This is a genomic window from Ligilactobacillus ceti DSM 22408 (genome assembly GCF_000423245.1).
Taxonomy (GTDB): Bacteria; Bacillota; Bacilli; order Lactobacillales; family Lactobacillaceae; genus Ligilactobacillus; species Ligilactobacillus ceti.
Window position 1 is genome coordinate 620536 of record NZ_KE383993.1, and the last position, 26140, is coordinate 646675.

General features: G+C 33.2%; 22 protein-coding genes. All 22 read right to left on the reverse strand.

From position 1 onward, the window contains the following. Positions 1 to 128 precede the first annotated feature (128 nt). Positions 129 to 1889 carry a pyruvate kinase gene (gene pyk / locus G540_RS0105900; protein WP_027107346.1) on the reverse strand — a complete coding sequence of 587 codons (1761 nt, stop codon included), beginning with the start codon at positions 1887 to 1889 and terminating at the stop codon, positions 129 to 131. 76 nt (positions 1890 to 1965) lie between these two features. Then, positions 1966 to 2928: a 6-phosphofructokinase gene (pfkA, locus tag G540_RS0105905; RefSeq protein WP_027107347.1), complete on the reverse strand. Its 963-nt coding sequence runs from the start codon at positions 2926 to 2928 to the stop codon at positions 1966 to 1968. 144 nt (positions 2929 to 3072) lie between these two features. Further along, entirely contained in the window at positions 3073 to 6426 is a 3354-nt protein-coding gene (gene dnaE / locus G540_RS0105910) for a DNA polymerase III subunit alpha (RefSeq protein ID WP_027107348.1), read from the reverse strand. A gap of 126 nt (positions 6427 to 6552) precedes the next feature. Then, positions 6553 to 7692, reverse strand: coding sequence for a tRNA 2-thiouridine(34) synthase MnmA (gene mnmA / locus G540_RS0105915; RefSeq protein WP_027107349.1), 1140 nt, complete (start codon positions 7690 to 7692; stop codon positions 6553 to 6555). Between the two features lie 237 nt (positions 7693 to 7929). Next, the gene (locus tag G540_RS0105920; RefSeq protein ID WP_027107350.1) at positions 7930 to 8271 is read right to left on the reverse strand and encodes a DUF1831 domain-containing protein; all 342 of its coding nucleotides are present in this window, start codon (positions 8269 to 8271) and stop codon (positions 7930 to 7932) included. A gap of 15 nt (positions 8272 to 8286) precedes the next feature. Beyond that, positions 8287 to 9429 (reverse strand): cysteine desulfurase family protein, encoded by a 1143-nt coding sequence (locus G540_RS0105925; protein ID WP_027107351.1) that lies wholly within the window; start codon positions 9427 to 9429, stop codon positions 8287 to 8289. An 18-nt stretch (positions 9430 to 9447) separates the two neighbouring features. Then, positions 9448 to 10131 (reverse strand): 5'-methylthioadenosine/adenosylhomocysteine nucleosidase, encoded by a 684-nt coding sequence (locus G540_RS0105930; RefSeq protein WP_027107352.1) that lies wholly within the window; start codon positions 10129 to 10131, stop codon positions 9448 to 9450. A gap of 14 nt (positions 10132 to 10145) precedes the next feature. Beyond that, positions 10146 to 10448, reverse strand: a complete 303-nt coding sequence (locus G540_RS07155) for a hypothetical protein (protein ID WP_051188978.1) — start codon at positions 10446 to 10448, stop codon at positions 10146 to 10148. 8 nt (positions 10449 to 10456) lie between these two features. After that, positions 10457 to 11005 (reverse strand): NUDIX hydrolase, encoded by a 549-nt coding sequence (locus tag G540_RS0105940; protein ID WP_027107354.1) that lies wholly within the window; start codon positions 11003 to 11005, stop codon positions 10457 to 10459. Between the two features lie 171 nt (positions 11006 to 11176). Then, positions 11177 to 13972: an isoleucine--tRNA ligase gene (ileS, locus tag G540_RS0105945; protein ID WP_027107355.1), complete on the reverse strand. Its 2796-nt coding sequence runs from the start codon at positions 13970 to 13972 to the stop codon at positions 11177 to 11179. Positions 13973 to 14247: 275 nt separating this feature from the next. Continuing rightward, a complete protein-coding gene (locus G540_RS0105950) occupies positions 14248 to 14934 on the reverse strand; it encodes a DivIVA domain-containing protein (protein ID WP_027107356.1) in 687 nt (228 codons plus the stop codon). Positions 14935 to 14955: 21 nt separating this feature from the next. Further along, positions 14956 to 15744, reverse strand: coding sequence for a YlmH family RNA-binding protein (locus G540_RS0105955; protein ID WP_027107357.1), 789 nt, complete (start codon positions 15742 to 15744; stop codon positions 14956 to 14958). A gap of 34 nt (positions 15745 to 15778) precedes the next feature. Further along, positions 15779 to 16036, reverse strand: a complete 258-nt coding sequence (locus G540_RS0105960) for a YggT family protein (RefSeq protein WP_027107358.1) — start codon at positions 16034 to 16036, stop codon at positions 15779 to 15781. After that, the gene (locus G540_RS0105965) at positions 16036 to 16455 is read right to left on the reverse strand and encodes a cell division protein SepF (RefSeq protein WP_027107359.1); all 420 of its coding nucleotides are present in this window, start codon (positions 16453 to 16455) and stop codon (positions 16036 to 16038) included. The genes G540_RS0105960 and G540_RS0105965 overlap by 1 nt, the downstream gene beginning before the upstream one ends. A 29-nt stretch (positions 16456 to 16484) precedes the next feature. Beyond that, complete coding sequence (gene ftsZ, locus G540_RS0105970) at positions 16485 to 17705, reverse strand: cell division protein FtsZ (RefSeq protein ID WP_027107360.1); 1221 nt, start codon at positions 17703 to 17705, stop codon at positions 16485 to 16487. A gap of 32 nt (positions 17706 to 17737) precedes the next feature. Then, on the reverse strand, positions 17738 to 19072 hold the full coding sequence (ftsA, locus tag G540_RS0105975) for a cell division protein FtsA (protein ID WP_027107361.1): 1335 nt from the start codon (positions 19070 to 19072) through the stop codon (positions 17738 to 17740). Positions 19073 to 19150: 78 nt separating this feature from the next. Beyond that, positions 19151 to 20050: a cell division protein FtsQ/DivIB gene (locus G540_RS07160; RefSeq protein WP_051188979.1), complete on the reverse strand. Its 900-nt coding sequence runs from the start codon at positions 20048 to 20050 to the stop codon at positions 19151 to 19153. A gap of 39 nt (positions 20051 to 20089) precedes the next feature. Next, entirely contained in the window at positions 20090 to 21181 is a 1092-nt protein-coding gene (murG, locus tag G540_RS0105985; protein ID WP_027107362.1) for an undecaprenyldiphospho-muramoylpentapeptide beta-N-acetylglucosaminyltransferase, read from the reverse strand. Beyond that, complete coding sequence (gene murD, locus G540_RS0105990; RefSeq protein WP_027107363.1) at positions 21181 to 22551, reverse strand: UDP-N-acetylmuramoyl-L-alanine--D-glutamate ligase; 1371 nt, start codon at positions 22549 to 22551, stop codon at positions 21181 to 21183. Before murD ends, murG begins: the two co-directional genes overlap by 1 nt. A 30-nt stretch (positions 22552 to 22581) precedes the next feature. Beyond that, positions 22582 to 23520 (reverse strand): phospho-N-acetylmuramoyl-pentapeptide-transferase, encoded by a 939-nt coding sequence (gene mraY, locus G540_RS0105995; protein ID WP_035463708.1) that lies wholly within the window; start codon positions 23518 to 23520, stop codon positions 22582 to 22584. Between the two features lie 105 nt (positions 23521 to 23625). After that, positions 23626 to 25782: a penicillin-binding transpeptidase domain-containing protein gene (locus tag G540_RS0106000; protein ID WP_027107365.1), complete on the reverse strand. Its 2157-nt coding sequence runs from the start codon at positions 25780 to 25782 to the stop codon at positions 23626 to 23628. Then, positions 25779 to 26129 (reverse strand): cell division protein FtsL, encoded by a 351-nt coding sequence (gene ftsL, locus G540_RS0106005; RefSeq protein ID WP_027107366.1) that lies wholly within the window; start codon positions 26127 to 26129, stop codon positions 25779 to 25781. The genes G540_RS0106000 and ftsL overlap by 4 nt, the downstream gene beginning before the upstream one ends. Positions 26130 to 26140 lie beyond the last annotated feature (11 nt).

The following is a 26140-nucleotide window of genomic DNA, read 5'->3' on the forward strand; positions in this document are numbered from 1 at the left end:
ATTACAACATGAATATATTACCAAATATAAAACTTGAAGTCAACACATCACATTAAAAATATTTTCAATTCAAAAATAAGCACCTACTTCAATAAAGTAGATGCTTATAATTTTATATCATTTAAATTTTATAATGATTTAGAAACACCTTTGTAGATAACACCACGACGTGAATCTACTGTCACCATTTCTTGATCAGTCATAACTGTTGTTGCTTTCTTAGCGCCAACAACTACTGGAATACCTTGAGCTAAACCAACAACAGCTGCATGGGATGTTAAACCACCATTTTCAACTACTAATGCAGCAGCTTTGTTAATAGCTGGCATATAAGTTTTATCTGTTGTTTCTGTTACTAAAATACAACCATCAAATGCTTTTTCATTAGCTTCTTGTGCTGTTTTGGCAATAACTGTTTTACCAACTACTGTTTCTTCACCAACACCTTGGCCTTCTGTAAGCTTTGTACCAATCAATTGGATCTTCATGATGTTTGTTGTACCTTTTTCACCAACTGGAACACCAGCAACGATTAAGATCAAGTCACCTTCTTGAGCTAATCCAGCTTTGATAGCTTCTTCTGTAGCTAAGTCAAACATTTCATCTGTTGATGCAGGAGCTTCTGCAATTACAGGATAAACACCCCAGTTTAATGTTAAAGCGTGACGTGTTTTTTCATCAAATGTCACAGCTAAAATATCTGCATCAGGACGGTATTTAGAAATCATACGAGCTGTGTAACCAGATTCTGTTGCAGCAACAATTGTCTTAATATTTAAGTTGTTAGCTGTTTCAGAGACAGCACGACCAATCGCTTCTGTCACATCTGTTTTAGCAAATCCATCTAAAGAATATTCTTTATGTTCACGTAAAACATTTTCAGCTTTAACGTCAATACGAGCCATTGTAGCAACTGCTTCAACTGGGTAATCACCATTTGCTGATTCACCAGAAAGCATTGTTGCATCTGTACCATCAAAAACAGCATTAGCAACGTCAGATGCTTCCGCACGTGTTGGACGTGGGTTTTCTTGCATTGAGTCTAACATTTGTGTTGCTGTAATAACTGGTTTACCTAAAATATTACATCTCTTAATTAATGATTTTTGAACTAAAGGAACATTTTCTGGTGGAATTTCCACACCCATATCCCCACGAGCAACCATTAAACCATCAGCAACTTTGATAATTTCTTCAAAGTTATCAATACCTTCTTGAGATTCAATCTTTGGAATAATTTGAACATGAGTCATGTCTTTTTCTTCTAAAAGTTCATGAATTTCTAAAACGTCAGCTGCTTTACGAACAAATGAAGCTGCGATAAATGTAATATCGTTATCTAAACCGAAACGAATATCTTCTTTATCTTTAGCTGTTAAACCAGGTAAGTTAATTGAGACGCCTGGTGCATTAACACCTTTACGTGATCCTAAGAATCCTTCGTTTAAAACTTTACATACTAATTCATGATTAGCTTCATCTTTTTCTAAAATTTCAAAATCTAAAAGACCATCATCAAATAAGACATGTCCACCAATCTTGACGTCATCATATAGACCAGGATATGTGACAGCAATCTTTTCTTTAGTACCTTCTAAAGTTTCATCCATGGAGATGCGTACAACATCACCAATATTAAACTTAATTTTACCTTCTTTTTGGACAGTTGTCCGGATTTCAGCACCTTTTGTATCTAACATGATACCAACTGCTTTACCTGTAATCTTTTCAGCTTCACGAACTAATTGCATCCGGCCTAATTGTTCTTCATGGTTACCATGTGAGAAGTTAAAACGGAATACATTAGCACCTGATTCGATTAATTTGCAAATTGTATCTAAACTATTACTTGCAGGTCCGAGGGTACTTACAATCTTGGTTTTTTTCATTTCTAAAAACTCTCCTTTGAAAATAAATGACTATTTAAATCTCTCTTTAATAATACTAACTACTTTAAATTACTTACTAGAAACGTAAGCGATTATTTAAATCTTGTAAAGCCACATCTGTATGATGTTTATGATTTTCTAAAGTATCAATAATATCATGCGCTTCTAACTCATTATTATGAATACCGATGGCTAAACCACCTTTACCTTCTAATAAAAGTTTCACCGCATAATCTCCGAATAAACTAGCTAAAACTCGATCCTTTGCAGTTGGACGACCACCACGTTGGATATGACCTAACGTAATTGCACGACTATCAAAATCACCATGTTCATCCAATTGACGTTTAAAGTCATCAGCTGACATAACACCTTCTGCAATTACAATTAAAGAATGTTCTTTACCATGTTCTTTATTACGAACAATAATATCAGCAATTTCTTGAATATCATAATCACGTTCTGGAATAATAATTGCATCAGCACCACAAGCAATTCCTGACCAAAGTGCGATATCACCAGCCCCACGTCCCATAACTTCCACAATGAAAGTTCTTTGGTGAGAACGAGCTGTATCATTAATACGGTCAAGTGCTTCAGTTGCGCAATTAACAGCTGTATCAAAACCAATTGTAAAATCAGTTCCTGGGATATCATTATCAATTGTACCTGGAATACCAATAGAGTTAAAACCATGTTTTGTAAGTTTTAATGCACCATGATATGATCCGTCACCACCGATAACAACTAACGCTTCAATACCATGTCTCTTTAATTGTTCGATACCTTTTAATTGAACAGATTCTTCAGCAAATTCTGGGAAACGAGCAGAATGTAAAAATGTCCCGCCAGATGCAATGCGTCCATCTAAATCTAATGGTTCTAATTGAACAATATCACCTTCGACTAAGCCTTTATATCCATAATTAATACCATATACTTCTAGTCCAGCACTCATACCAGCACGAGATACAGCTCGAACAGCTGCATTCATACCAGATGAATCGCCACCACTTGTTAAAACAGCTATGCGTTTCATATGTTCACCTCAAGTAATAATTTATACTAGTTATTATATTCTCCGATTGTAATAATATCACTTTTATCACTAAATGTCTTGTAAAACATTCAAAACATTAAGGATTCTTACGTATTTTAAATGCTATTTCTGAAATGCAGCTAATCAACGTAGTACCACGTTGTCAGAGCCTAAAAGGTTTGTTAACGCTACCATAACCTCATCGTTTTTTCTCAACCAAAGTTTCTGATTTAGTACGTACTTTTTCTTAGTAGCCGCTTCATAAATGATCACAGGTTGTTCTCCTTGATAATTTAAGATTAATTTTTGAAGCTTTTCTTTGTCTGCTACTGAAAATTCAACTGGTAAACGTAAATAATAAGCTTGTTTAACTAACTCATCTGCTAATTTAACATCATCAGCAATCAACGAAATATTATCTGCTCGTTGATTATAATGACATCTCAAATAAATAACCTGTTCTTTTTGCAACCACGATTTGATTTTGGCATACGTTCGTGGGAATATCGTAACTTCACTTTCACCACTTTTATCACTGACTGTGACAAACGCCATTTCAGAACCTTTTTTCGTACGAATAACTTTAATCCGCGTAATATAAGCTAAACAAGTAAATTTATCCCCGATATTTTGTTGACGTCCACTATTTAAAGTAATAGTTTTTTGGATTACTGCTACTTCTTGATATTTATCAACTGGATGACCTGTCAGATAAGCACCTAAATAATAATATTCTTTAGCTAACAATTCACTCACACTCAAAGCACTTTTTTCAGTTGTTTTCTTCGGCGCTAAATAACTAAATAGTTCCACATTAGATCCACTTAAATTAATATTGCTAATCAATTTAGGTAATAAATCTAATAATTTATTTCGATCATCTTCCAAATCATCAAAAACACCTGCATAAATTAAAGGTTCAATATATTCAGCACTTAAATATTTTTCATTAATTCGATTTAAAAAATCAGCTAAAGATTTATATCCACCTTGATGTTTTCTTTCTGCTAAAATATCGCGTACAAAATCGCGTCTCACAAATTTAATTGTATTTAACCCTAAATAAATTTGCTTATCTTGAACAGTATAACTCGCATAACTTTGATTAATTTTAGGACCATTTATTTTAACGTGATGTTTTAACGCATCTGTCAAATACATTTTCACTTTATCTTGCTTACCTTGAACTGAATTTAATAAAGCTACATAAAAAGCTGCTGGATAGTGCGTTTTTAAATATGCTAATTGGAAGGCCATTTTCGAATAAGCCACCGCATGAGAACGGTTAAAACCATAATTAGCAAAACGACTAATATATTGATACACAGCTTCCGCCTCTGCTTTGGTATATCCTTTTTCCAAAGCACCCGTTATAAAAGTAGCCTCCATTTGCGTAATAAATTCTTTTTTCTTATCACTCATCGCTCGCCGTAATAAATCAGCTTGTCCTAAAGAAAATCCGGCCATTTGAGCGGCAACTTGCATAACTTGCTCTTGATAAACCATAATCCCATAAGTTGGTTTTAAAATATTTTCCAAGCCAGCCGCTGGATAACTAATTGGAATTTCTCCATGCTTCCGCTTCACAAATTCAGGAATATTCTCCATCGGACCCGGACGATAAATCGCATTAACCGCAGCTACATCTTCAAAACTAGTTGGTTTTACTTGTTTTAAAACATTCCGAATACCGCTAGATTCAAACTGAAAAATACCTAACGTATCCCCTCGGGCAAACATCTCTAACGTAGCCTTATCATTTAAAGGAATTTGTTTGATATTAATTTTTTCTCCTGTTTGTCTAACAACTAAATCAACAGCTTCTTTTAAAATACTCAAATTTCGCAAACCTAAAAAGTCCATTTTTAACAAACCAACTTGTTCAACTTCATCTTTATCATATTGCGATAATAAAATTCCATCGTTACCGATTTGTAACGGTACATAGTTATCTAATGGATGATCACTAAAAATAACTCCGGCTGCATGTTTAGAATAATGTCTTGGTAACCCTTCTAATTTTAAAGCTGTTTTATAAATCAATTCATTTTTTTGACTATCAGCTACTAAATTACGTAAACGTTGGGAAATCTTATATGTGGCTTGTAATGTTTTGGCACCATTCGATAAAGCTTTACTCCATTCTTTTAACTCAAAAGAACTCGCACCCATAACCCGCGCCACATCACGGATTGCTTGTTTCATAGCTAATGTTCCAAAAGTAATGATTTGAGCCATCTTTTCATGGCCATATTTTTCATGGACATACTTAATAATTAAATCTCTTTTTTCATCTGGTATATCTAAATCAATATCCGGCATTTTACTTCTTTCAGGATTTAAAAATCGTTCAAATAGTAAATTATATTGCAGTGGATCAACATCAGTAATAGCTAGTGTATACGCTACTAAAGATCCTGCCGCCGACCCCCGTCCTGGACCTATTAAAACCCCAGTCCGATGTGCATAATCTGTAACATCCCAAACAATTAAAAAATAATCATCATACCCCATCTCATGAATAACTTTTAATTCATAATTTAAACGTTCTTGATATCGAGCTTGGTCTGCCGGTTTAATTTGCTGCTTAATAAAAATTTGTTCTAAACCTTGCTGACATAATTTTTTCAAATAACTCGCTGCATCTAATGATTCGGGAACTTTAAAATGAGGCATATGGACTTCATTATGATTCAATTCCAAATTAATTTGTGCTATTAAATCTTCAGTTTGCTCTAAAAGTAATTGATCCCCTCGCTGTTGATAAGCACTCACATATTCTTGTTTAGGCCGCAAATAATGTTGCCCTTTAATTTGTTGACTCATTTGCGTCGTTGTTAATTTTTCGCTTTGACGAATAGCTCGTAAAACTTCAACTTCAAAATGATCATCTTGATATAAATATTGTACTTGCTCACTCACAACCGCTTTAATACCAACTTGTTTCGCTAACGTCAGTAAAGAATCTTTTAAGACTAAAGGCATATCTAACGAAACACCTAAATATAAATTATCACCTAAGACTTCTTTAAATTTCATTAACCATAAGCTAGCTGCTTGGTCATCTTGTTGAGCTAAAGCTGCTCGAACATAACTATTTTGCGTTGGTATAATTGCGATCACATCTTCTAAATACGGGGCAATTTCACTTAACCGTAAATCATGTTCAGCTGGTTGATTAATATTATGTGCTAACTTCATAGTCGAAATTTTCATTAACGAATGATAACCTTTTTCGTTTTTAGCTAATAAAAGCAAATCATTCGGATATTTTCCAACTGCTCGTTCACTTGTCATTTCTAACGTAATTCCAACAATCGGTTTAATTTGATGTTGTTGACATAATTTATAAAATTCTAAAGCGCCATACATCACATTAGTATCTGTTAAAGCTAAACTTTGATAACCTAATTGTTGCGCTGTTTGTAAATATGCTTTTAAATCTAATGTACTATTTAACAAACTATAACTACTATTAACTTGTAATGGACAATACATTATTTCACCTCTTCTCACTAGTTCTTCTTGTGTTCAATTATACACTAATCTACTAGCTTTACTTATAAAATCACCTAGACTAAAAAATAAAAAACCTCAAACCATTACAGTCTGAGGTTAAAAGTTTTATACGTATTGTAATAATTGTTTTTCGCCAGCAATCACTTTATAAGCATGATCAATTGTGCCACTACCTAAGCATTCTTCTCCATCATAAAAGACTACTTCTTGACCTGGTGTAATAGCGCGAACTGGTTCATCAAAAATAACTTCTACTTGATCACGCGCTTCATTAAATCGAACTGTTACACCGGAATCTTGTTGCCGATAACGGAATTTAGCTGTGCAATGAAATTCTTGTCCACGTGCTTCAATTGGAGCAATAAAACTAAGTCGAGATGCATCTAATTGATCAGCATATAAATGATCATGATGATATCCTTGACCTACATATAGTGTATTAGTGGATAAATCTTTTCCAACTACAAACCAAGGTTCGTTACTCTCGCTACTACCACCAATACCTAAGCCTCTTCTTTGTCCAATAGTATAGTTCATTAAACCAAAGTGTTCGCCCATTTCTTTACCTTCTAAAGTTTTCATTTTACCTGGTTGAGCTGGTAAAAATTCACCTAAGAATTTATTGAAATTACGTTCACCAATAAAACAAACACCTGTTGAATCCTTTTTCTTAGCAGTAGCTAAACCAGCTTCTTCTGCAATTTTACGAACTTCTGGTTTAGGAATTTCACCAATTGGAAACATTGTTTTTTGAAGTTGTTCTTGTGATAATTGACTTAAAAAATATGTTTGATCTTTATTATTATCAACACCACGTAACATATGAACAATTCCGTTGTCATCACGTTTCACACGTGCATAATGCCCCATTGCAATATAATCTGCATCTAATTGCATGGCATAATCTAAAAACGCTTTAAATTTAACTTCTTTATTACACATTACATCCGGATTAGGTGTTCGTCCATTACGATATTCATCCAGAAAATATGAGAAAACACGATCCCAATATTCTTCTTCAAAATTCACAGAATAGTATGGAATTCCAATTTGATTAGCTACAGCTGCAACATCTTCATAATCTTCTGTTGCGGTACAAACACCACTATCATTTTGGTCGTCCCAATTTTTCATAAATACTCCGACAACATCGTAACCTTGTTGTTTTAATAAGTATGCAGTAACAGAAGAGTCAACTCCACCACTCATCCCAACAACAACCCGAATTTTACTTTTATCTTCCATTAGTTCACCATCATTTCTTAAAGATTCTGAATCTTAGACGATTTGAAGGTCGTTTTTATTCAGTAATAAAAATTATATCATGCTATCACACTTTGACAAGGTATTCTTAGCATTACTAATTTGTTTTTCAAAAACAATAAAAAAGTTAGCGTAAGATTTCTCTCACTCTAACTTTTTACTGATAAACATTGTATATTACAATATATACTATTTGCACATTGCAATTTGTTTGATAGATTAACCTTTTACTAAAACATCGCGTTCAATCAAGTCTTTTAAAATATAATTCAATTGTTCAGTATAAACATCAGCATTTTTATGTTTAAAAATATTAACTTCTTGTAAACCATTTTCAGTTGTTGTAGCCATTTTAAAATTTTGCAAATCTGCTTTAACTGTAATTTTTAACAAGAAACTATTATTATGTGGTGAACTAGGATCAAGTGATCGTTCTAATTGAAAGCGTCCATTTTTAGATTCTTGGAATCCTGTATCTCTTAATGAATATTTTTTGATGTTTGGTGATAATTTATAAGTTACATCATCACCTTTTAATTGAACTGAATTTGTATATGCCATGCTAAAACCACCCTTTTATTTTTTTATTGTTTTTACTAACGCTTTAATTAAATCATCAATATCTTCACTAGTATTATAACGCCCAAAACTAAATCGTAGTGATTCACGAATCCGCTTTTGTTGTTTTGGATACATAGCTACTAAAACATGCGAATCTTGCATATTGCCTGCAGTACATGCTGATCCTGCTGATACCGAAAGGCCTTGTAAATCTAGATTAACTAACAAGCGATCACTTAACTGATCTTTAAACCAAATATTAATCACATGTGGTAAGCTCTTTTCAATTTGATCACCATTAATCATAAACTCAATATCATTTGCTTTTAATCCTGCAATTAATTGCTGTTTAAAAGCTAAATATTTCGCTGTTTGCGTTTGCTTATAATCATCACTAATTAATTGAACTGCTTTAGCAAATCCTGCAATTGCTGGAACGTTTTCCGTCCCTGCTCGTCTTTTCAGTTCTTGATCTCCACCTTTAATAAAAGCTGGTAAATTTAATCCTTGACGTTGATATAAAAAGCCTAAAAATTTAGGTCCATTTAATTTATGTGCTGACGTTGATAACAAATCAATTTTATCACGTTGAACATCTAAATCCAAAGTTCCATAAGCTTGAACAGCATCTGTATGAAACCAAGCATTCGTTGGAGCAACTATTTCACCAATTTCATGAATTGGCATAATACTGCCAACCTCGTTATTTCCAGTCATAATGGAAACTAATATAGTTTCTGGAGTAATAGCATCCTTTAAATCAGATAATGATATTACGCCTTGTTCATTAACAGGTAAATAAGTGACCGTGAAACCTTGTTCTTCTAAATAAGCTAACGGTTTTAAAATTGCTTCATGCTCAATAGCTGTTGTAATAATATGCCGACCTTCATTTTGGCGTAAAAATGCCGTTTGAATCAATGCTGTATTATCACTTTCACTACCGCCACTTGTAAAAACAATTTCATCTGATCTTTTAGCATTAATCGAATTTGCAATTAACTTGCGACTTGCATCTAAATTCGCTTTAGCTTCACGACCAAATTGATTCACGCTTGAAGGATTACCATAAATATTGTGCATTGTTTCTGTCATCACAGCAATAACTTCTGGAGCCATTGGAGTTGTGGCAGCATTATCTAAATAAATTCTTCTCATATCCGACTCCTTTTAGGTTTATTTTAATAAATTCAAAATCATTTGCGCAGAGCGTTTACCTGCTTCAATAATAAATTCATCAAATGATTGATCTGCTTGTCCATCTGCTACATCAGACATTGCTCTAACAACAACATACGGTACTTTAAATTGTTGGGCTACTTGCCCTACTGCAGCCCCTTCCATTTCACAACATAACACTTCTGGATAAATCGCTTTAATTTCCGCAATTTTAGCTTCGTCAGCAATAAATTGATCACCAGAAACAATTAAGCCTAATTTAACGTTTAAACCTGTATTTTCAGCTGCTAATTTAATATTTTCACCTAACACTCGATCAGAGACAAAAATTTGTGGTTGTTGTGGTAATTGTCCTGGTAAATAACCAAAGGCTGTCACATCAGCATCATGATAAGCTGTCCCTGTTGAGATGACAACATCCCCAACTTGTAAGCCAGCTCCGATTCCCCCTGCTGAACCTGAATTGATCATATAATCAATTTTAAAATTAGCAATTAATAAAGTTGTTACAATTGCAGCTTGGACTTTACCAATTCCAGATTGGACAATCACAACTTCATGATTATTAATCAACCCTTGATAAAATGTAAAATCTGCTATTTTTATTTCTTGAACATCTGTCATAGCGACTGACAATTCTTTTAATTCTTCTGCCATCGCACATAAAATACCGTATTTCATTTTTCCACCTACTTTTAAAAATTAATAAATCGCATAAATAAATATACTAAAATAATCGCTACGATTAAACCAAATATTGTCCAATTCAATCGTTTAGCTAATTTTTTAGTTTTGATACGTTCTTGTTCGACTAAATTCTGTTTCCGATAAGCTTTTCTTTGTAATGGCTGTATATCTTCTGTTTCTTCTTGTGTTGGACTAGCATTAATTACCTGCTGATTATCTAAGGAATCATTGCTAGTGACTGATGTTTCTTCACTCACGATCTGTTGATCATCTATTACATCTGTTTTTAATTCTTCTGGGCTTATTTTCATATAATCACCTATTTACGTAGTAACTCCCAATACCATAAAGCCATAATTGTTTTGCTATCACAAATTTCTGTGCCTTTTTTCAGTTCAGCTTGAGCTTGTTCAAATGTTAACTCCACTACTTCAATAAATTCACCATCATCACGTGGTAAAGGTTCTTCAACCGGTTTTAAATCAGTTGCATAGTAAAAATACATAATTTCATCTGAATAACCAACAGAGTTATAGTAACTATTTACTTCTTGAATATTCCCTGCTTGATAACGGACTTCTTCATTTAATTCCCGTTTAACTGTTGCTAACGGTGTCAACTCTTCTCCGGGATCAATTTTTCCAGCCGGAATCTCCAGCGTAGTCTTCCGTAATGGTGAACGCCATTGTCTGACAAGTACAATTTTATCTTCTGGTGTAATAGCTAAAACACCTACCGCTCCACTATGATGGATAATTTCACGGTATGCAGTTTGACCATCTGGTAAACGAACAGTTTCTTTAGCTACATCTAAAATAGCTCCTTGATAAATCTCTTCAATTTTTTCCACTTTTTCTTCAAATTCCATGGATTTCACCTCTGTTTAACAGCTTTCTTTTAGAATAAATCTTTTTAGTGATAATTATCCATTACTAAACCATTTTTAATTTTTTTATTCTATTGATTCCATCTTATCAAAATTATACTAAAAACGCTAAAAAACACCCAAAAAAATTGGATGTTTTCTAGTAATTAATTATTATTTTTCTAATCCTTCAGTTAATGCTTCTGGATAATTTTCTTTAACTAATTCAGCACATTTATGACAAAGTGTTGGGAAGTTTGCATCTTGACCAACTGTTTCACTAACCATGCGACAACGTGGACATACTTCACCTTTAGCATGTTTAACAACAACAGCATCTTGATTAAATTTCATTGCTTCAGCTGGTGCATCAGCTAATGGCATTACATTCAAGACAGATACAATCATTGCTTGGCGTAAATCAGCATTTAAAGCATCTAATGTAGCTGCTAATTCTTCAGAAACATACAAATCAACTTCAGCTTCAAATGATTTTCCAATTAATTTTTCATTACGAGCTTCTTCTAAAGCTTTATAAACATCAGAACGAACTTGTAAGAATGTTTGCCAATCTTCTACTAATTTGATTTCGCCATCAAAATGTTTCACTTCTGGCATTTCTGCTAATTGTGCAAATTCTTCATTTTCTTTCAAATATGCCCAAACTTCTTCAGTTGTATGTGGCATAACTGGTGTTAATAATTTTGTAATTCGAACTAAAACATCATATAAAACAGTTTGCATAGAACGACGTTTGTTACTATCAGCAGCTTCAATATAAACAACATCTTTAGCTACATCTAAGTAAAATGCTGATAAATCAGTTGTGATAAAGTTAATTAATTCTTTGTAAATATCCATAAATGAATATGTTGCATATGCATCTAAGATATCTTTTGTAAATTGATTAATTTTAACTGTCATATATTGATCAATTGATTCCATGTTCTTATATGCAACTGTATCACTTGCTGGATCAAAATCAGTTGTATTAGCTAATAAGAAACGTAATGTGTTACGTACTTTTCGATATGATTCTGAAATTTGTTGGAAACTATCCATAGATACACGGACATCAGCTGAAGTATCGACACTTAAAACCCAAAGACGAATAATTTCAGCACCCATTTGCTTAATAACTTTTTCAGGTACAATTGTATTACCTAAAGATTTACTCATTTTACGGCCTTTACCATCTAATGTAAATCCTTGAGAAACAATTTGTTTGTATGGAGCATGTCCAGAAACAGCCACACTTGTAATTAAACTAGAGTTAAACCAACCACGATATTGATCTGATCCTTCTAGATATAAATCAGCTGGATATGTTAAATAATCACGTTGTGCGCAAACACCTTGGTGAGATGATCCAGAATCAAACCAAACATCCATAATATCAGTTTCTTTTTTGAAAATACCATTTGGTGAATGTTCGCTTGTAAAGCCTTCTGGTAATAAATCTTTGGCATCACGTTCAAACCAAACATTTGAACCATGTTCTGCAACTAAATCAGCAACATGATCAATTGTTTCTTTAGTCATAATTGCTTCACCATCTTCAGCGTAGAAAATTGGTAAAGGAACACCCCAAACACGTTGACGAGAAATTACCCAATCGCCACGATCACGAATCATGTTATAAAGACGTTTTTGTCCCCATTCAGGTAAAAAGTTCACATCATCAATAGAATCTAAAATGTTTTGACGGATTTTATCAACAGATGCAAACCATTGTGGTGTTGCACGGAAAATAATTGGTTTTTTAGTTCTCCAATCAAATGGATAGCTATGTTCATAATCACTTTGTTTTAATAAAAGACCTGCTTTTTGTAATTTATCAAGTGCAATATCATTTGCATCTTCATAAAAGACACCTGCAAAATCTTCACCTGTGTCAGCTGTTAAATAACCTTTATCATCCACTGGCACATAAATATCTAAACCATATTGTTTACCAATACGGTAATCATCTTCACCAAACCCAGGTGCTGTATGGACTAAACCAGTACCTGTTTCTGTTGTAACGAAATCACCTAACATTGTCACTAATTCACGTTCTGGATAGAATGGGTGTTGCGCTAAAACATTTTCAAGTTCTTGACCTTTAACTGTCTTAACCACTGTAAATTCTTCCCAGCCAAATAATTCAGCACATTTATTAACTAAATCATTAGCAATAACGAATTTACGTTCATCATTAGCCGGTGAGACCACTGCATAGTCAAATTTAGCATCAATTGTTACCCCTTCTGATGCAGGAATTGTCCATGGTGTTGTTGTCCAAACAACTAAATAAGTGTTGTCATCTAAAACACCTTTACCATCAATAACTTTTTCAGCATAAAATGCGGATGGTGATGTTACATCATGATATTCAACTTCGGCTTCTGCTAAAGCTGATTCTGATGACCATGACCAAAAGACAGGTTTTTTACCTTTATAAATTAAACCTTTTTCAGCCATTTTACCAAAGACACGAATTTGTTGTGCTTCGAATTCTGGTTGTAATGTTAAATATGGATTATCCCATTCAGCTGCAATTCCTAAACGTTTAAAGTCAGCTTTTTGTTTAGCAACTTGTTCTAATGCATATTCATGACATTTTTCTCTAAATTCGTTAACTGTCATTGTTTTACGATTCACACCAGCTTTTTTCAATTGTTGTTCAATTGGTAAACCGTGTGTATCCCAACCTGGGACAAATGGTGCACGAAATCCCATCATAGATTTAGCACGAACAATAATATCTTTAGAGATTTTATTCATAGCATGTCCCATATGAATATTACCGTTTGCATATGGAGGTCCATCATGTAAAACGAAAGTTGGTTTGCCTTCGTTTAATTTTTGACGTTTTTCATAAATTTTATTTTCTTCCCAGATCGCTTGACGTTCTGCTTCTTTAACTGGTAAATTTCCGCGCATTGGGAATTTTGTTTTACCTAAGTTTAATGTTTCTTTAATTCTCATTAATTTTTCGCTTCCTTTTCTTTTAAAAAATAAAAAAATCCCGTTCCAACAAGGGACGAGATTTTCCGTGGTACCACCCAATTTAAAAATCATAACTGATTTTATCTTATTGCATTTGTTAACGGTTATGAGCCGGAATAACTTACTCTAAGTTCAGTTATTAATTAAAAAAGGTGATAAATGTTGCTAGAGGGATACATCGGACTTCCACCATTCACCGACTCGCTAAGTATATCTAACACATTCGTGTCCTTTAAATTTTAAATTTATTATTTTTATTCTGCATCATCAGGGAAGATAACAACTGTTTCTGTTGTTTCTTCAACAACATTCAACATTTCTTCTTCATCTTCTGGTGATTCTGCAACTTCATTCAGAATTGATTTTACTTCTTTTGCCATTTCTTTGTCAAGGGTCTCATCGTTGCGAATTACATCTTGGATAGCTTCATAACTTGTTGTTTCTCCACGTTGCAAGATTTCATCCCATTCACTACCTTTAACAACTTCTAATTGTGAATCAAGCATAACTTGTAATTTTTGACGGAAGATACGTGCTTGTTTCTTCAAATCATCAGTTTCAAATGCAAGACGTTTTGCTTTATCAGAAGCTTCGTCGATAATGCTACGTGCTTTTTCATTTGCTTGATCAATAATATCTTGACCTTGTTTTTGTGCTTCACGATTAATAATTTCTGCTTCTCGTTGTGAGTTAGCACGAACTTTATCAGCCGCTTCTTGAGCTACAATAATTGATTGATTTAATGAATCTTTTAAATCGTTGAAATATCTAAGTTTTTCTTCATGTTGATTTAATTCATCTGTTAATCGATCTTTTTCTTTTAAAACAAGTTCATAATCTTTCATGATTTTGTCTAAAAATTCATTAACCTGATCTTTATCATAACCACGTAACTTTGTATCAAATTCTTTATTATGAATATCTAATGGTGTAATTGCCATTGTAAGTTCCCCTCCACTTAACTATCTTGCTTTTTTATTTAAAACTGCTACTAATATTTTAAATTTATCTTTTTTAGTTTTGCCTAATACTTCTTTAACTGCGATCCTGCCAAATCCACGCACAGAAATTATATCATGTTCTGCTACTTCATAATCCAGCTTATCAATAGTCATCCAATTTAAAGTAACAACCTTCGCATTGATTAACTCTTTTGTTCTTTGACGTGAAATATTATAAACATTAGCAATTAAAGTATCCAAACGCATTGAATTTGCGGTAATAAAAGCTTCTTCATACTCAACAACTGGCTTAATAATAGCTTGATTACTTAACTCAATTCGAACTTTAACCTTACCAATTTGTTGAACTTGATTAATGTAATAACTTGCCAATTGTTTTTCAACAACAAACTGCCAAGTCGTACCATCAGTTATAATATCACCTAAAACAAATCGTTCTAATCCACTATTAACTAAGGTGCCTAAGACATGTCTATGATGCAATTGCGCAAATTTTTGCGGATATTTAATCTGTAAAACAGCTAACTCAAAATCATCATCTTGTACTGTATAATATTCCGGATAAATTAACGCTCTTTTTCTTTCAGACTCTATATATCCACCTGAAAAAGCTACTTTAACATCATTTTCACTAGCTACTAACGTTTCAACAATATATTGTTGTCGTGGATCTAAAAAATGAGTCAATATTGGACAATATTCTTGTTTTACTTTATAAATATCAGTTAAAACTTCATCTATAAAACCAATCTCTTCTTTTCGAAAATGCTGATAAATATCTTTTCTCATATGATCACTCCTTAGTCAAAACTTCAACCAAGGGTTAATAAAGACCTAATAAGACCATCAGATAGATCAATCCTCGTTGAATAAATTGTAACGCGAAAATAGCCACAAGCGGTGCGAAACTAATATTAGCGATGGGTGGAATAAAATTAAACAAGTCTAAATACGGGTTGATAATCTTCCCTAAAAATTCTCCTAATTTTGTCTGGTAGGCTCCTGGAAACCATGACATTAAAACATAAATAACGAGCGCTATTGTGTAGGCTCTAAATAACTGTGAAACAATATATATCACTAAAATTCTCCTTGTTCAAACTGACTACGCGTTGCATTTGTCAACGACCCTTCCACAACATAATCATGTGGTGTACATAAAAAGATTTGTTCACCGATTCGTTGCATATCTCCATCAATGGCAAATATCACCCCTGATAGAAAATCTACTACTCGATAAGCTTGTTCTTCACTCATACGTTGAAAATTAACAACAACAGCTTGATCGTTTAATAAACGACCAGCCATTGTCTTAACATCTGAAAAAACGCGTGGTTCAAATAACATAATCTTTTTTTCGTTAATTTGAGTTGTTTGCTTCGAATTAACCAACGACATCACCTGCTTAGAATTGGTTTTTACGGGCGGTTGTTCATTTGAAATCTCATCTTCTTCTGGATAACTCCCAAACCAATTATTAATCTTTTCACTAAAAGACATAAGTTATCCTCCCTTAAAAAATCTAAAAATTATTGACGACGATGACGTAAAAATGGTGGTGTATTTAAGCTATCTTCATTGTCAGATGGTTCTGATGATTCAGCTTGGAATACATCAAAATCTGTTTTTTCAACATTTTCAAATTCTGTATCACGTCTTGGTTGTTCCACATGACGTTCACCATTCAATTCTTGACGTAAATCCCAATTATTTAATGATTTTTCTTCACGGGCTTCTTCATGTCCACCCATACGACCATTTGTTCTTGGGCGTGATGCTTTAGGACTTTGTTTATTTTTATCAATACCTGTTGCAATAACAGTAACAATTACTGAATCATCTAAATCTTCATTAATTGATGTACCAAAAATAATATTCACATCATTTGTCGCTGCCTGAGATACAATATTAGATGCATCTTGAGCTTCGAATAATGTTAAGTCCATACCACCTGTAATATTTAAAAGAACTTGTTCAGCACCATCAATTGACACTTCTAATAATGGAGATGAAATGGCTTTTTTAGTAGCTTCAACTGTTCTGTTTTCACCATTTGCCATACCAATACCCATTAAAGCTGAACCTTGATCTTTCATAACTGTTTTTACGTCAGAAAAGTCTAAGTTCACAAAACCAGGTGATGTAATTAAGTCAGAAATACCTTGCACACCTTGACGTAAAACATTATCAGCTTCTTGGAAAGCTTGCATCATCGGTGTTTTCTTATCAACAACTTCTAATAAACGGTTATTAGCAATAATAACTAATGTATCAACATGTTCTTTTAATTGTGCAATACCTTCTGCAGCAAACATTGAACGTTTTGGTCCTTCAAAACTAAATGGGCGTGTTACGACACCAACTGTTAAAGCACCTTGTTCTTTAGCAATTCGAGCAATAACAGGTGCAGCACCTGTCCCTGTTCCGCCACCCATACCAGCTGTAACGAAAATCATATCAGCACCTTGTAATGCTGCTGTTAAATCTTCTTCGCTTTCTTGAGCTGCTTTACTACCGATATCAGGATTAGCACCAGCACCTAAACCGCGTGTTAATTTAGGTCCTAATTGAATTTTTGTTTCTGCATTAGATCCATTTAAAGCTTGAATATCTGTATTAGCAACAATAAATTCGACACCTTTAACATCATCAGCAATCATCCGGTTAACTGCATTACCACCGGCACCACCAACACCAATTACTTTAATTCTTGTTCCTAATGAATCCATTACATCAACTGAGTATTCCATATCGTTCATCTTTTTCCTCCATCTGACTTAAATTAGTCTAATAATTCGCTAAACAAGCCTTTAAACTTATCAGCTAGACCTGATTTATTCTTTTTCTTCTTATTTCTCTTAGCTTTTTTAACTTTTTTAGGTTGGGGATAATCTTCAACATCATCTATTGAAATATCATCTTCATTTATTTCTTCATATTCATAGTCTTTATCAAGAGTATGCGTTACAATTTGTTCAATTTCACTTTGATCAGTTACATAATCAACTAATCCAATAACTTGTGTAAACGCTGGGAAACGCAAGTTCATTTCTTCTGGAATATATATTTTGACATTAACACCCAAAATATCTTCTGCTAATTCTCGAATGCCAGGAATAGCTGCCATACCACCAGTTAAAACAATTCCTCCTGGTAATTGCAAAGCATTCACAGATTCAAGCGCTTGGTTTAATTTTTCTAAAATTTGCACCATTCTAGCTTCAATAATTTCTGCTAAATATTCTTCTGAAACTTGTTCAGGTTCTTGTTGTCCAACAACTTCAACAGGGAAGACATCATCAGGTGAAGCAAATGAGGTATGAGCATAGCCATATGTTCGTTTAATTTTTTCCGCATTTTCCATGGACGTATTTAAAACGATTGAGATATCACGGGTTACATAATCGCCACCTTCTTGATCAACATACGTATATTTCAACTTATGATCATGAATAACAGCGGCTGTTGTTTGTCCGCCACCTAAATCGATTAAAATCGTTCCGAAGTCTTGTTCTGCATCACTTAATGCTAAGTGTGCCATCGCTAGTGGAGCTACGACTGTATTTTTGACTTCTAAACCAGCTTTTTGCACACATTTTTTAATGTTATGTAAAATTGTTTTTGGTCCTGTATACATAACTGCTTTCATTTCCATGCGTACTCCCACCATGCCACGTGGATCTTTAATGCCATCAAATCCATCAACAATGAATTCATCTGGAATAACATCAATAACATCACGTTCTGGTGGCAAACTCTTCACTAAGGCTGCTTTTGTCACTTGAATAACATCATTAGCATCAATTTCTTTAGCATTTCCATCTTCATTAGCCACAGAAATCATACCTTGACATTGTTCAATTTGTAATAAGTTAGCAGGAATCCCTACTGTAACTTTCGTTATTTCTTTATTTGCTTTTTGTTCTGCTTGTTTAATAACATTTTTAATCGCTTCGACAACTTGATCAATATCAACGATCACACCCCGATTTAATCCGGCTGAGCGTGTATTGCCATAACCAATAATATTAAGCTGTTTTTTAATATATTCCGCTACAATGACTTTGATCGAAGTCGTTCCGATGTCCAATCCTACATAAATTCCAGAATGATCCATCTTAAGACCTCCCATACTCTAATTTAATAAATTTTTAATTATATTTAATACTTAAATTTTACCATACTATACCTGTTTTTAGCTATTATTCTCACTTTTTGTTGGTGTTTTTTTAACTTTTTTAGGTTCTTTTTCATCTTTTTTAGGATATGGATAAGAATATGCCCCTACTTGTAAATCAACAATCCCTTTTTGCTTCATTTCAGAAATAATTTTAGGATAATATTTCATTTTGGAAGCAAATGTTGAAATTTTAGCAATAACCTCATTTCCATCATTCATATAAAGTTTAATTTTTTCATGATCGATTTTGCTAGGTTCATAATGAACTTCTGAGATGGCTTGCTGCAAACCGGGTGATAACTTTTGATATTCTTTAACCATCATCCGTAGCTTCTGAGGTTTTTTGTAAAAATTATAAAAAATTGGATAATGACTATTTACATTATCAAGTGCATAATTAGCTAATTTCCCAGTAGTCATAATTTTATAAAATTTCTTATTATGTTCGGCATACCCCACTACTGGATGTTCTTTAATATCAATTGTAATGTGGTTTCCACTATAATTTATTTTGGCACTTTTCACCGAATTAACATCATTTTGAATGGTTTGTTCAATTTTATTATTTCTAAAATGAACACCTATCAAAGATTCATAATACGTTAAATTACTTGCTTTAATAACTAATTTTCGTGTCTGATAGTCACAATTTTTAACCCGAACCGCTGTTAGACGTGTACTTGGTAATATAAAAATCAACGATGAAATTGTAATAATTGTAAATACAACCAGGAGGCTGACTGTTTTACGCCGCAAACGTTTTTGATGTTGTTGATTAGTTTTGGGTAAACGATTCTTAAAAAAGGCTTGCCGTTCTTTTTTCTCTAATTTTTTTTGCCTTTTTAATTGTGCTTTTTGTAGTTTCGCTGCTCTTTTTTGAGCTTGTTTGGCTTTATCGTTAGTGAAAAAAAACATTTTCAGCCGCCTCCTTTCATTACCTAATTATTATCAATTTTATTGACTAATTTCTTCTAATACAGCTAAAACTTGATCTGCGGCTTGTGGTTTACCAGCTGTTTTCATTTGTTCTGACATTTGTTGATAAGTTTGCTCATCATTTAAGATGGCTTGTAAATTATCAACTAGGTTTTCAGCATTTAATTCTTGTTCCGTAATCAACTTAGCAGCACCTAATTTAACCAAACTTTGAGCATTTTTTGTTTGATGATCATTAGTTACATAAGGACTTGGGATTAAGACACTCGGAATTCCCAAAGCTGTTACTTCTGCTAAACTTGTTGCTCCTGCACGCCCAACAATACAACTGATTTCCGGGAAAATTGCCGGCATATCATTAATGTAAGGCACCACTTTAACATTTTCTGGAACAGTCATATTATCAAGTTCCGCCTTTATTTTGTCATAATGAACTTGTCCTGTCACGAATAACACTTGAAAATCAACTTGACTTAAAAGTGGCATAGCAGCTAACATCGTTTGATTGATTTTTAAAGCGCCTCGAGACCCCCCGAAAACCAACACTGTCTTTTTACCATCAACCAACCCATATTGTTGTAATTGGTGTGTATTAGTAATTTTAACTACTTGTTGTGCCCGTGGGTTACCAGTAAATACGACTTTTTCTTGCGGGAAATTGCTAGCAGCATCAGCAAAACAAATCCCTACTTTGTTAGCATATCGACTCAAAAATTTATTAGTAATTCCAGCGACACTATTTTGTTCATGAATAAATGTTGGTATTTTTAATTTAGCGGCAGCATATACAACCGGTCCACACACATAACCACCAGTCCCAACAACAACATCTGGTTTGAATTCTTTAATAATTTTTTTAGAATCAGCGACACTTTTGAAAAATAATTGAATAGTTTTGAAATTATCCAAAGAAAGTGAACGTTTAAAACCTTGAATTTCAATTGTTTTTAAAGGTATTCCGGCATTAGGAACAATTTTACTTTCTAATCCTTTGGCAGTTCCTACATATAAAATTTCAGCTTTAGGATCTTTTGCTTTTAAAGCTTCGATTAACGCTAAAGCAGGATAAATGTGACCACCAGTACCACCACCAGATATTAATAATCGCATTACACTTCCTCCACTTCTGTTTTTAATTCTTCAATAGCTTCTATATATTTATCGCCACGAATTTCAAAATTTTTCCATTGATCCCAACTAGCGCATGCTGGAGATAATAATATGACATCTTCAGGTTGACTAAGTTGATACGCAGCTTTGACAGCTGTTTGTGCATCTTTTGTATAGATAATGTCAGCTACTTGTGCTGTTTCACCAGCTTGGGCTAACAGATCAGCTGTTTCACCAAAAACAACTAAAGCTTTAACTTTGTTTTTTAAATCTGGTACAAGCGCATCAAACGTAAATCCTCGATCTAACCCACCAGCTAATAAAATAACATTCTTAGAAAAACCAGTTAGAGCTTGTTTAGTCGCTTCCATATTAGTTGCTTTAGAATCATTATAAAATTTTCTACCAGCAATTGTTGTTACATATTGAGTCCGATGACGAACACCTGTAAATGTACTTAGGACTTCTACAATGTCCGCTGTTGCTACTCCCATTAATTTAGCTACACTAGTTGCAGCTAAAGCATTTTCTAAGTTATGCAATCCTGGCAAACGCAATTCCGCAACAGCAATAATTTTTTCATTTTTATAATAAATCGCACCATCTTTAACCATTGCATCAGCAGTGTCTTTTCTTGAAAATGAAACAACTTCTGCCGCGCTATTTTCAGCAATAGCTCGCACTTCTGCTTGATCAAAATTAGCTACAAAATAATCTTCATCCGTTTGATTCATTAAAATTCTTTGTTTAGCTGCAACATAATTATCACGACTACCATGATAATCAGTATGGGCTTCATATAAATTCGTTAAAACAGCAATTTTCGGACGGAAAGTTTGAATCCCCATTAATTGAAAACTCGACATTTCAAACACTAAAACATCATCAGCTGTTGCTTTTTGAGCGATTTCACTAGCTGGAACACCAATATTCCCAACCGCATAAGCATGTCCTTGGGAACGATTTTGATTTAGCATCGCTGTAATTAAAGTTGTTGTCGTTGTTTTCCCGTTAGTACCAGTAACAGCTATAACAGGAGCTTTTGATACCATAAATGCTAATTCTGGCTCAGTAATAATTGTTAAACCTTGTTTTTGAGCGGCTGCTACTAATGGATTTGTATATGGAATCCCAGGATTTTTGACCATTAATTCACATTGCTCTAAAAGTTCTAAAGGATGACTACCTAATACGACTTTCATCCCTTGTTCTTCTAATTGATGAACAATACTTAAATCTTCAGGTACTTTAAAATCATTAATCGTAACATTAGCACCTAATTTATTTAACAAATCAGCAGCTGCTAAACCACTTTTCCCTAAACCTAAAACTAAAACATTTTTATTTTGATATGTTGTAATGTTTTTCATCATTTCAAACTTCCTTTAAATAACTTTTTATTATAAAACAGCAAATACCACACTAATAATCGCTGCAATTGCTCCAATTGACCAAAAAACAATATCTATTTTCCACTCACTCCAACCACACATTTCAAAATGATGGTGAATTGGGCTCATTTTAAAAATTCTTTTACCTGTTGTTTTAAATGAAATAACTTGTAAAATAACACTAGCTGTTTCACAAACAAAAATAATACCGATTAATAATAGTGATAATTCATGATGTAATAAAATAGAAACACCTGCTAAAGCACCACCTAAAGCTAATGACCCCATATCACCCATAAAAATCTTAGCCGGTTTATGATTGAAAATTAAAAATGCTAATAAACCACCAACTACAGCCATACAAAAGATTAATACTCCTGTTTGATGCTGCACATAAGCAATAATGGCATAAGCTAAAAATGCAATACTAGCTTGTCCGGCTACTAAACCATCAATCCCATCCGTTAAATTCACGGCATTAGAAAACCCAACCAACCAAAAAATTACAAACAATAAATAAAACCAACCTAAATATAATTCATACCCAAAAACATTCACAGCTAATGGTAATCCTTGTTGATAATAAACAGCAAAAAAGATTACACCTGCAAAGATTTGTCCAATCAGTTTTTGTTTAGCTGTTAAACCTTCATTTTGTTTTTTCCATAATTTAATGGAATCATCCCAAAAACCTAGCACACCATACATAAACAAAATAAATACTAAAATTAATAATTGTGGACTAAAACCGACAAATAAAATCCCTACCACTAAAGAGGCAATAATAATAGCGATATTAAAAACCAAACCACCCATTGTAGGAGTACCTGATTTAACTTCATGCCATTTAGGACCTTCATCACGAATCATTTGTCCTTGTTTTTTTCTATGTGCATAATCAATAAACAGTGGTAAACCTACCACTGTTAAAATAAAACTTATAATCATTGGCGATAGCCATTCTATATAATTCAACAATTTAATTTCTCCTTTAAAAAATCATTTTTATTTTCTCTATTATACGCTTCTTTATTTCATTGTAAGCCTATATTTTTATTTTAATTTCACAATAATTGTTTTTTTATTTGGTACATGCGTATTAGGTTTTACACTTTGTTCATATGCATAACCTTTACCTTTAATCTTAATTTTAACGTTCATAATATTCGCTAAGCGAGCAACATCACTCCGCGACCAACCGCTAACATCAGGCATAATTTTTTCACCATCTGTTAATAAAATGATTTTTTCACCAACTAAGACCGTTTCCCCTTTAGCTACTGATTGTTTTTTGATTTCTGGACCATTCCCAATAACAACCACTTTTAATCCTTGAGCAATTAATTCTTTTTTAATTTGCTCAATCTGTTTATTTTTATAATTTCCAATTTTAACTTGATTCTTATTATTCAACGGATGTAATTCAACATCATCATCTAATACGCGCTTCATCATTGGATTAAAAATACTTGCTAAAATCTTATTAGAAGGTGATGTCCCAAATGTTTTTGGTTGTTTCATGGTAATATACATTAAATATTTTGGATTGTCAGCTGGAGCCATGCCAACTACTGAGAAAGTATAATTACGGCTCCCTGTTAAATAACCACCTTTTGGATTAGCAATTTGAGCGGTCCCTGTTTTAGCAGCAACTTTATAACCCGGAATACGATACTCAATCCCTGTCCCATCTGGTTGATTAACAACATCTTGCATATATGTTAACAACTTTTTGCTAGTAGAAGCTTTGATCGGTTGTCCCACTACTTCTGGTTTAAAGCTTTGAATAACTTTATTTGTATTAGGATCAACAATTTTTTTAATCAATTGTGGTTTTAACATTTTACCGTTATTAGCTACCGCCGTAAATCCTTGTAACATTTGCATAAACGATACATTAATACCTTGTCCAAAGGCTGTATTAGCAGCATCAATCGGATATTCATATTGAATAGTCCCTTGTTGTTCTGGTCCCATATGAAGGTTTGGTTTTTTCAACAAACCGAATTTCTTAATATATTTCAACCAAGTATCTTGACCCATCTTTTGCTCTAAATTAACCATTGCTGTATTAGATGAGAGATAGAAACCTTTACGATAAGAAATCATTCCCCAACCTTTTCGATTCCAATCGTGAATCGGAATTTTATCAACTTTAATCACACCTGATTTATATAACGCATTAGGATTAAAAACTCCAGACTCAATTGCAGCTGAAACAGTAAAAATTTTCATTGTAGAACCAGGTTCATAAGTATCATTTAACAATGTATTAATCCAAGTATCCGAAATACCTGCTTTAGTTTGCGCATTAAATGTTGGTCTTTGACTAGCTGCTAAAATAGCCCCCGTCTTAGCATCAATTAACGCAGCGTTTAAAATTTTAGGATGATGTTTTTCATAAACTTGATTCATTAATGATTCTAAATATGTTTGTAACTTAGGATTCAATGTTGTATAAATGTTATCCCCGTTTAAAGGTTTTTTATATTCATCTACCCCTGTTGACAACTCTATTCCGCGACTATCACGATCATATTTTTTAACGCCATCACGGCCTTTTAATTGCTTATTATAGGCTGCTTCCAGACCTGTAACCCCCACAATATTTCCATCTTTAACATGAGTTATCCCAATTAAATGAGAGGCAAACATCCCATTTGGATATAATCTTGCTGGACGTGACCAGAATTTAATTCCTTGTATTTTTGCGGCTTCTATTTTGTTCTTAGTTTCTAAACTTAAATTTTTACCAGCATTCCCCAACTCAACTTGATATAAATCTTTATTTTCTGGTGAGAGCATTTTTAAGACTTTATTATATTTAATTTTTAGATTCTTGCTTAAAACTTTTGCTGCTTTTTCTTTATCTTTTTCTTTTAAATGTTGACCATCTGTAATATTAGGTTCATCTTGTTTAGGCAAAACAACATAAATATCATATGTCGTTGTATCTTCCGCAATTGGTTGATTAAACGCGTCATAAATCGTTCCACGTTTAGCTTTTAAATCAAGTGTACTTGCATATAAATTGGCCACATCTTTTTTCAAATCATGATCTGCCACATTATGGAAAACGGCTACATAAAAAAAACGACCTATGCAGATCGAAAAGAACAGCATTACAATTAATAGTAATAATTTACCAAATTTTTTACGATTGTAATTTTGATTCCGATGTAACATTTGTCGTTGATTTTTCTTACTCATTTTAGTATATTCCTCATGTTTTTTTCGTTTAAAGTTAATCCAGCTTTTTTAGCAATTTCGCTTAAACGGTCTTGTGACCCAAGTTCACTAATTTCTTGTTTTGCATTATTATTATTCGTTACCATAACACTTAATTCATTAACTGTTTGTTGATAACTTTGTTGTGCTGCTGATAATTTAATGGTTGTACCAATAACAATAATACCCAAAACAACCATCCAAGTTAAAGTTGCAATGAAAATTTTTAATTCTTTTTTTAAGTATGGTGATTTTTCTTTAGTTGTACTTTTATGTATGTGCTGGGATCCAGCATATGTGTTAAGTTGGCGAGCTGTACTTTGAGGCATACTCTTGACTC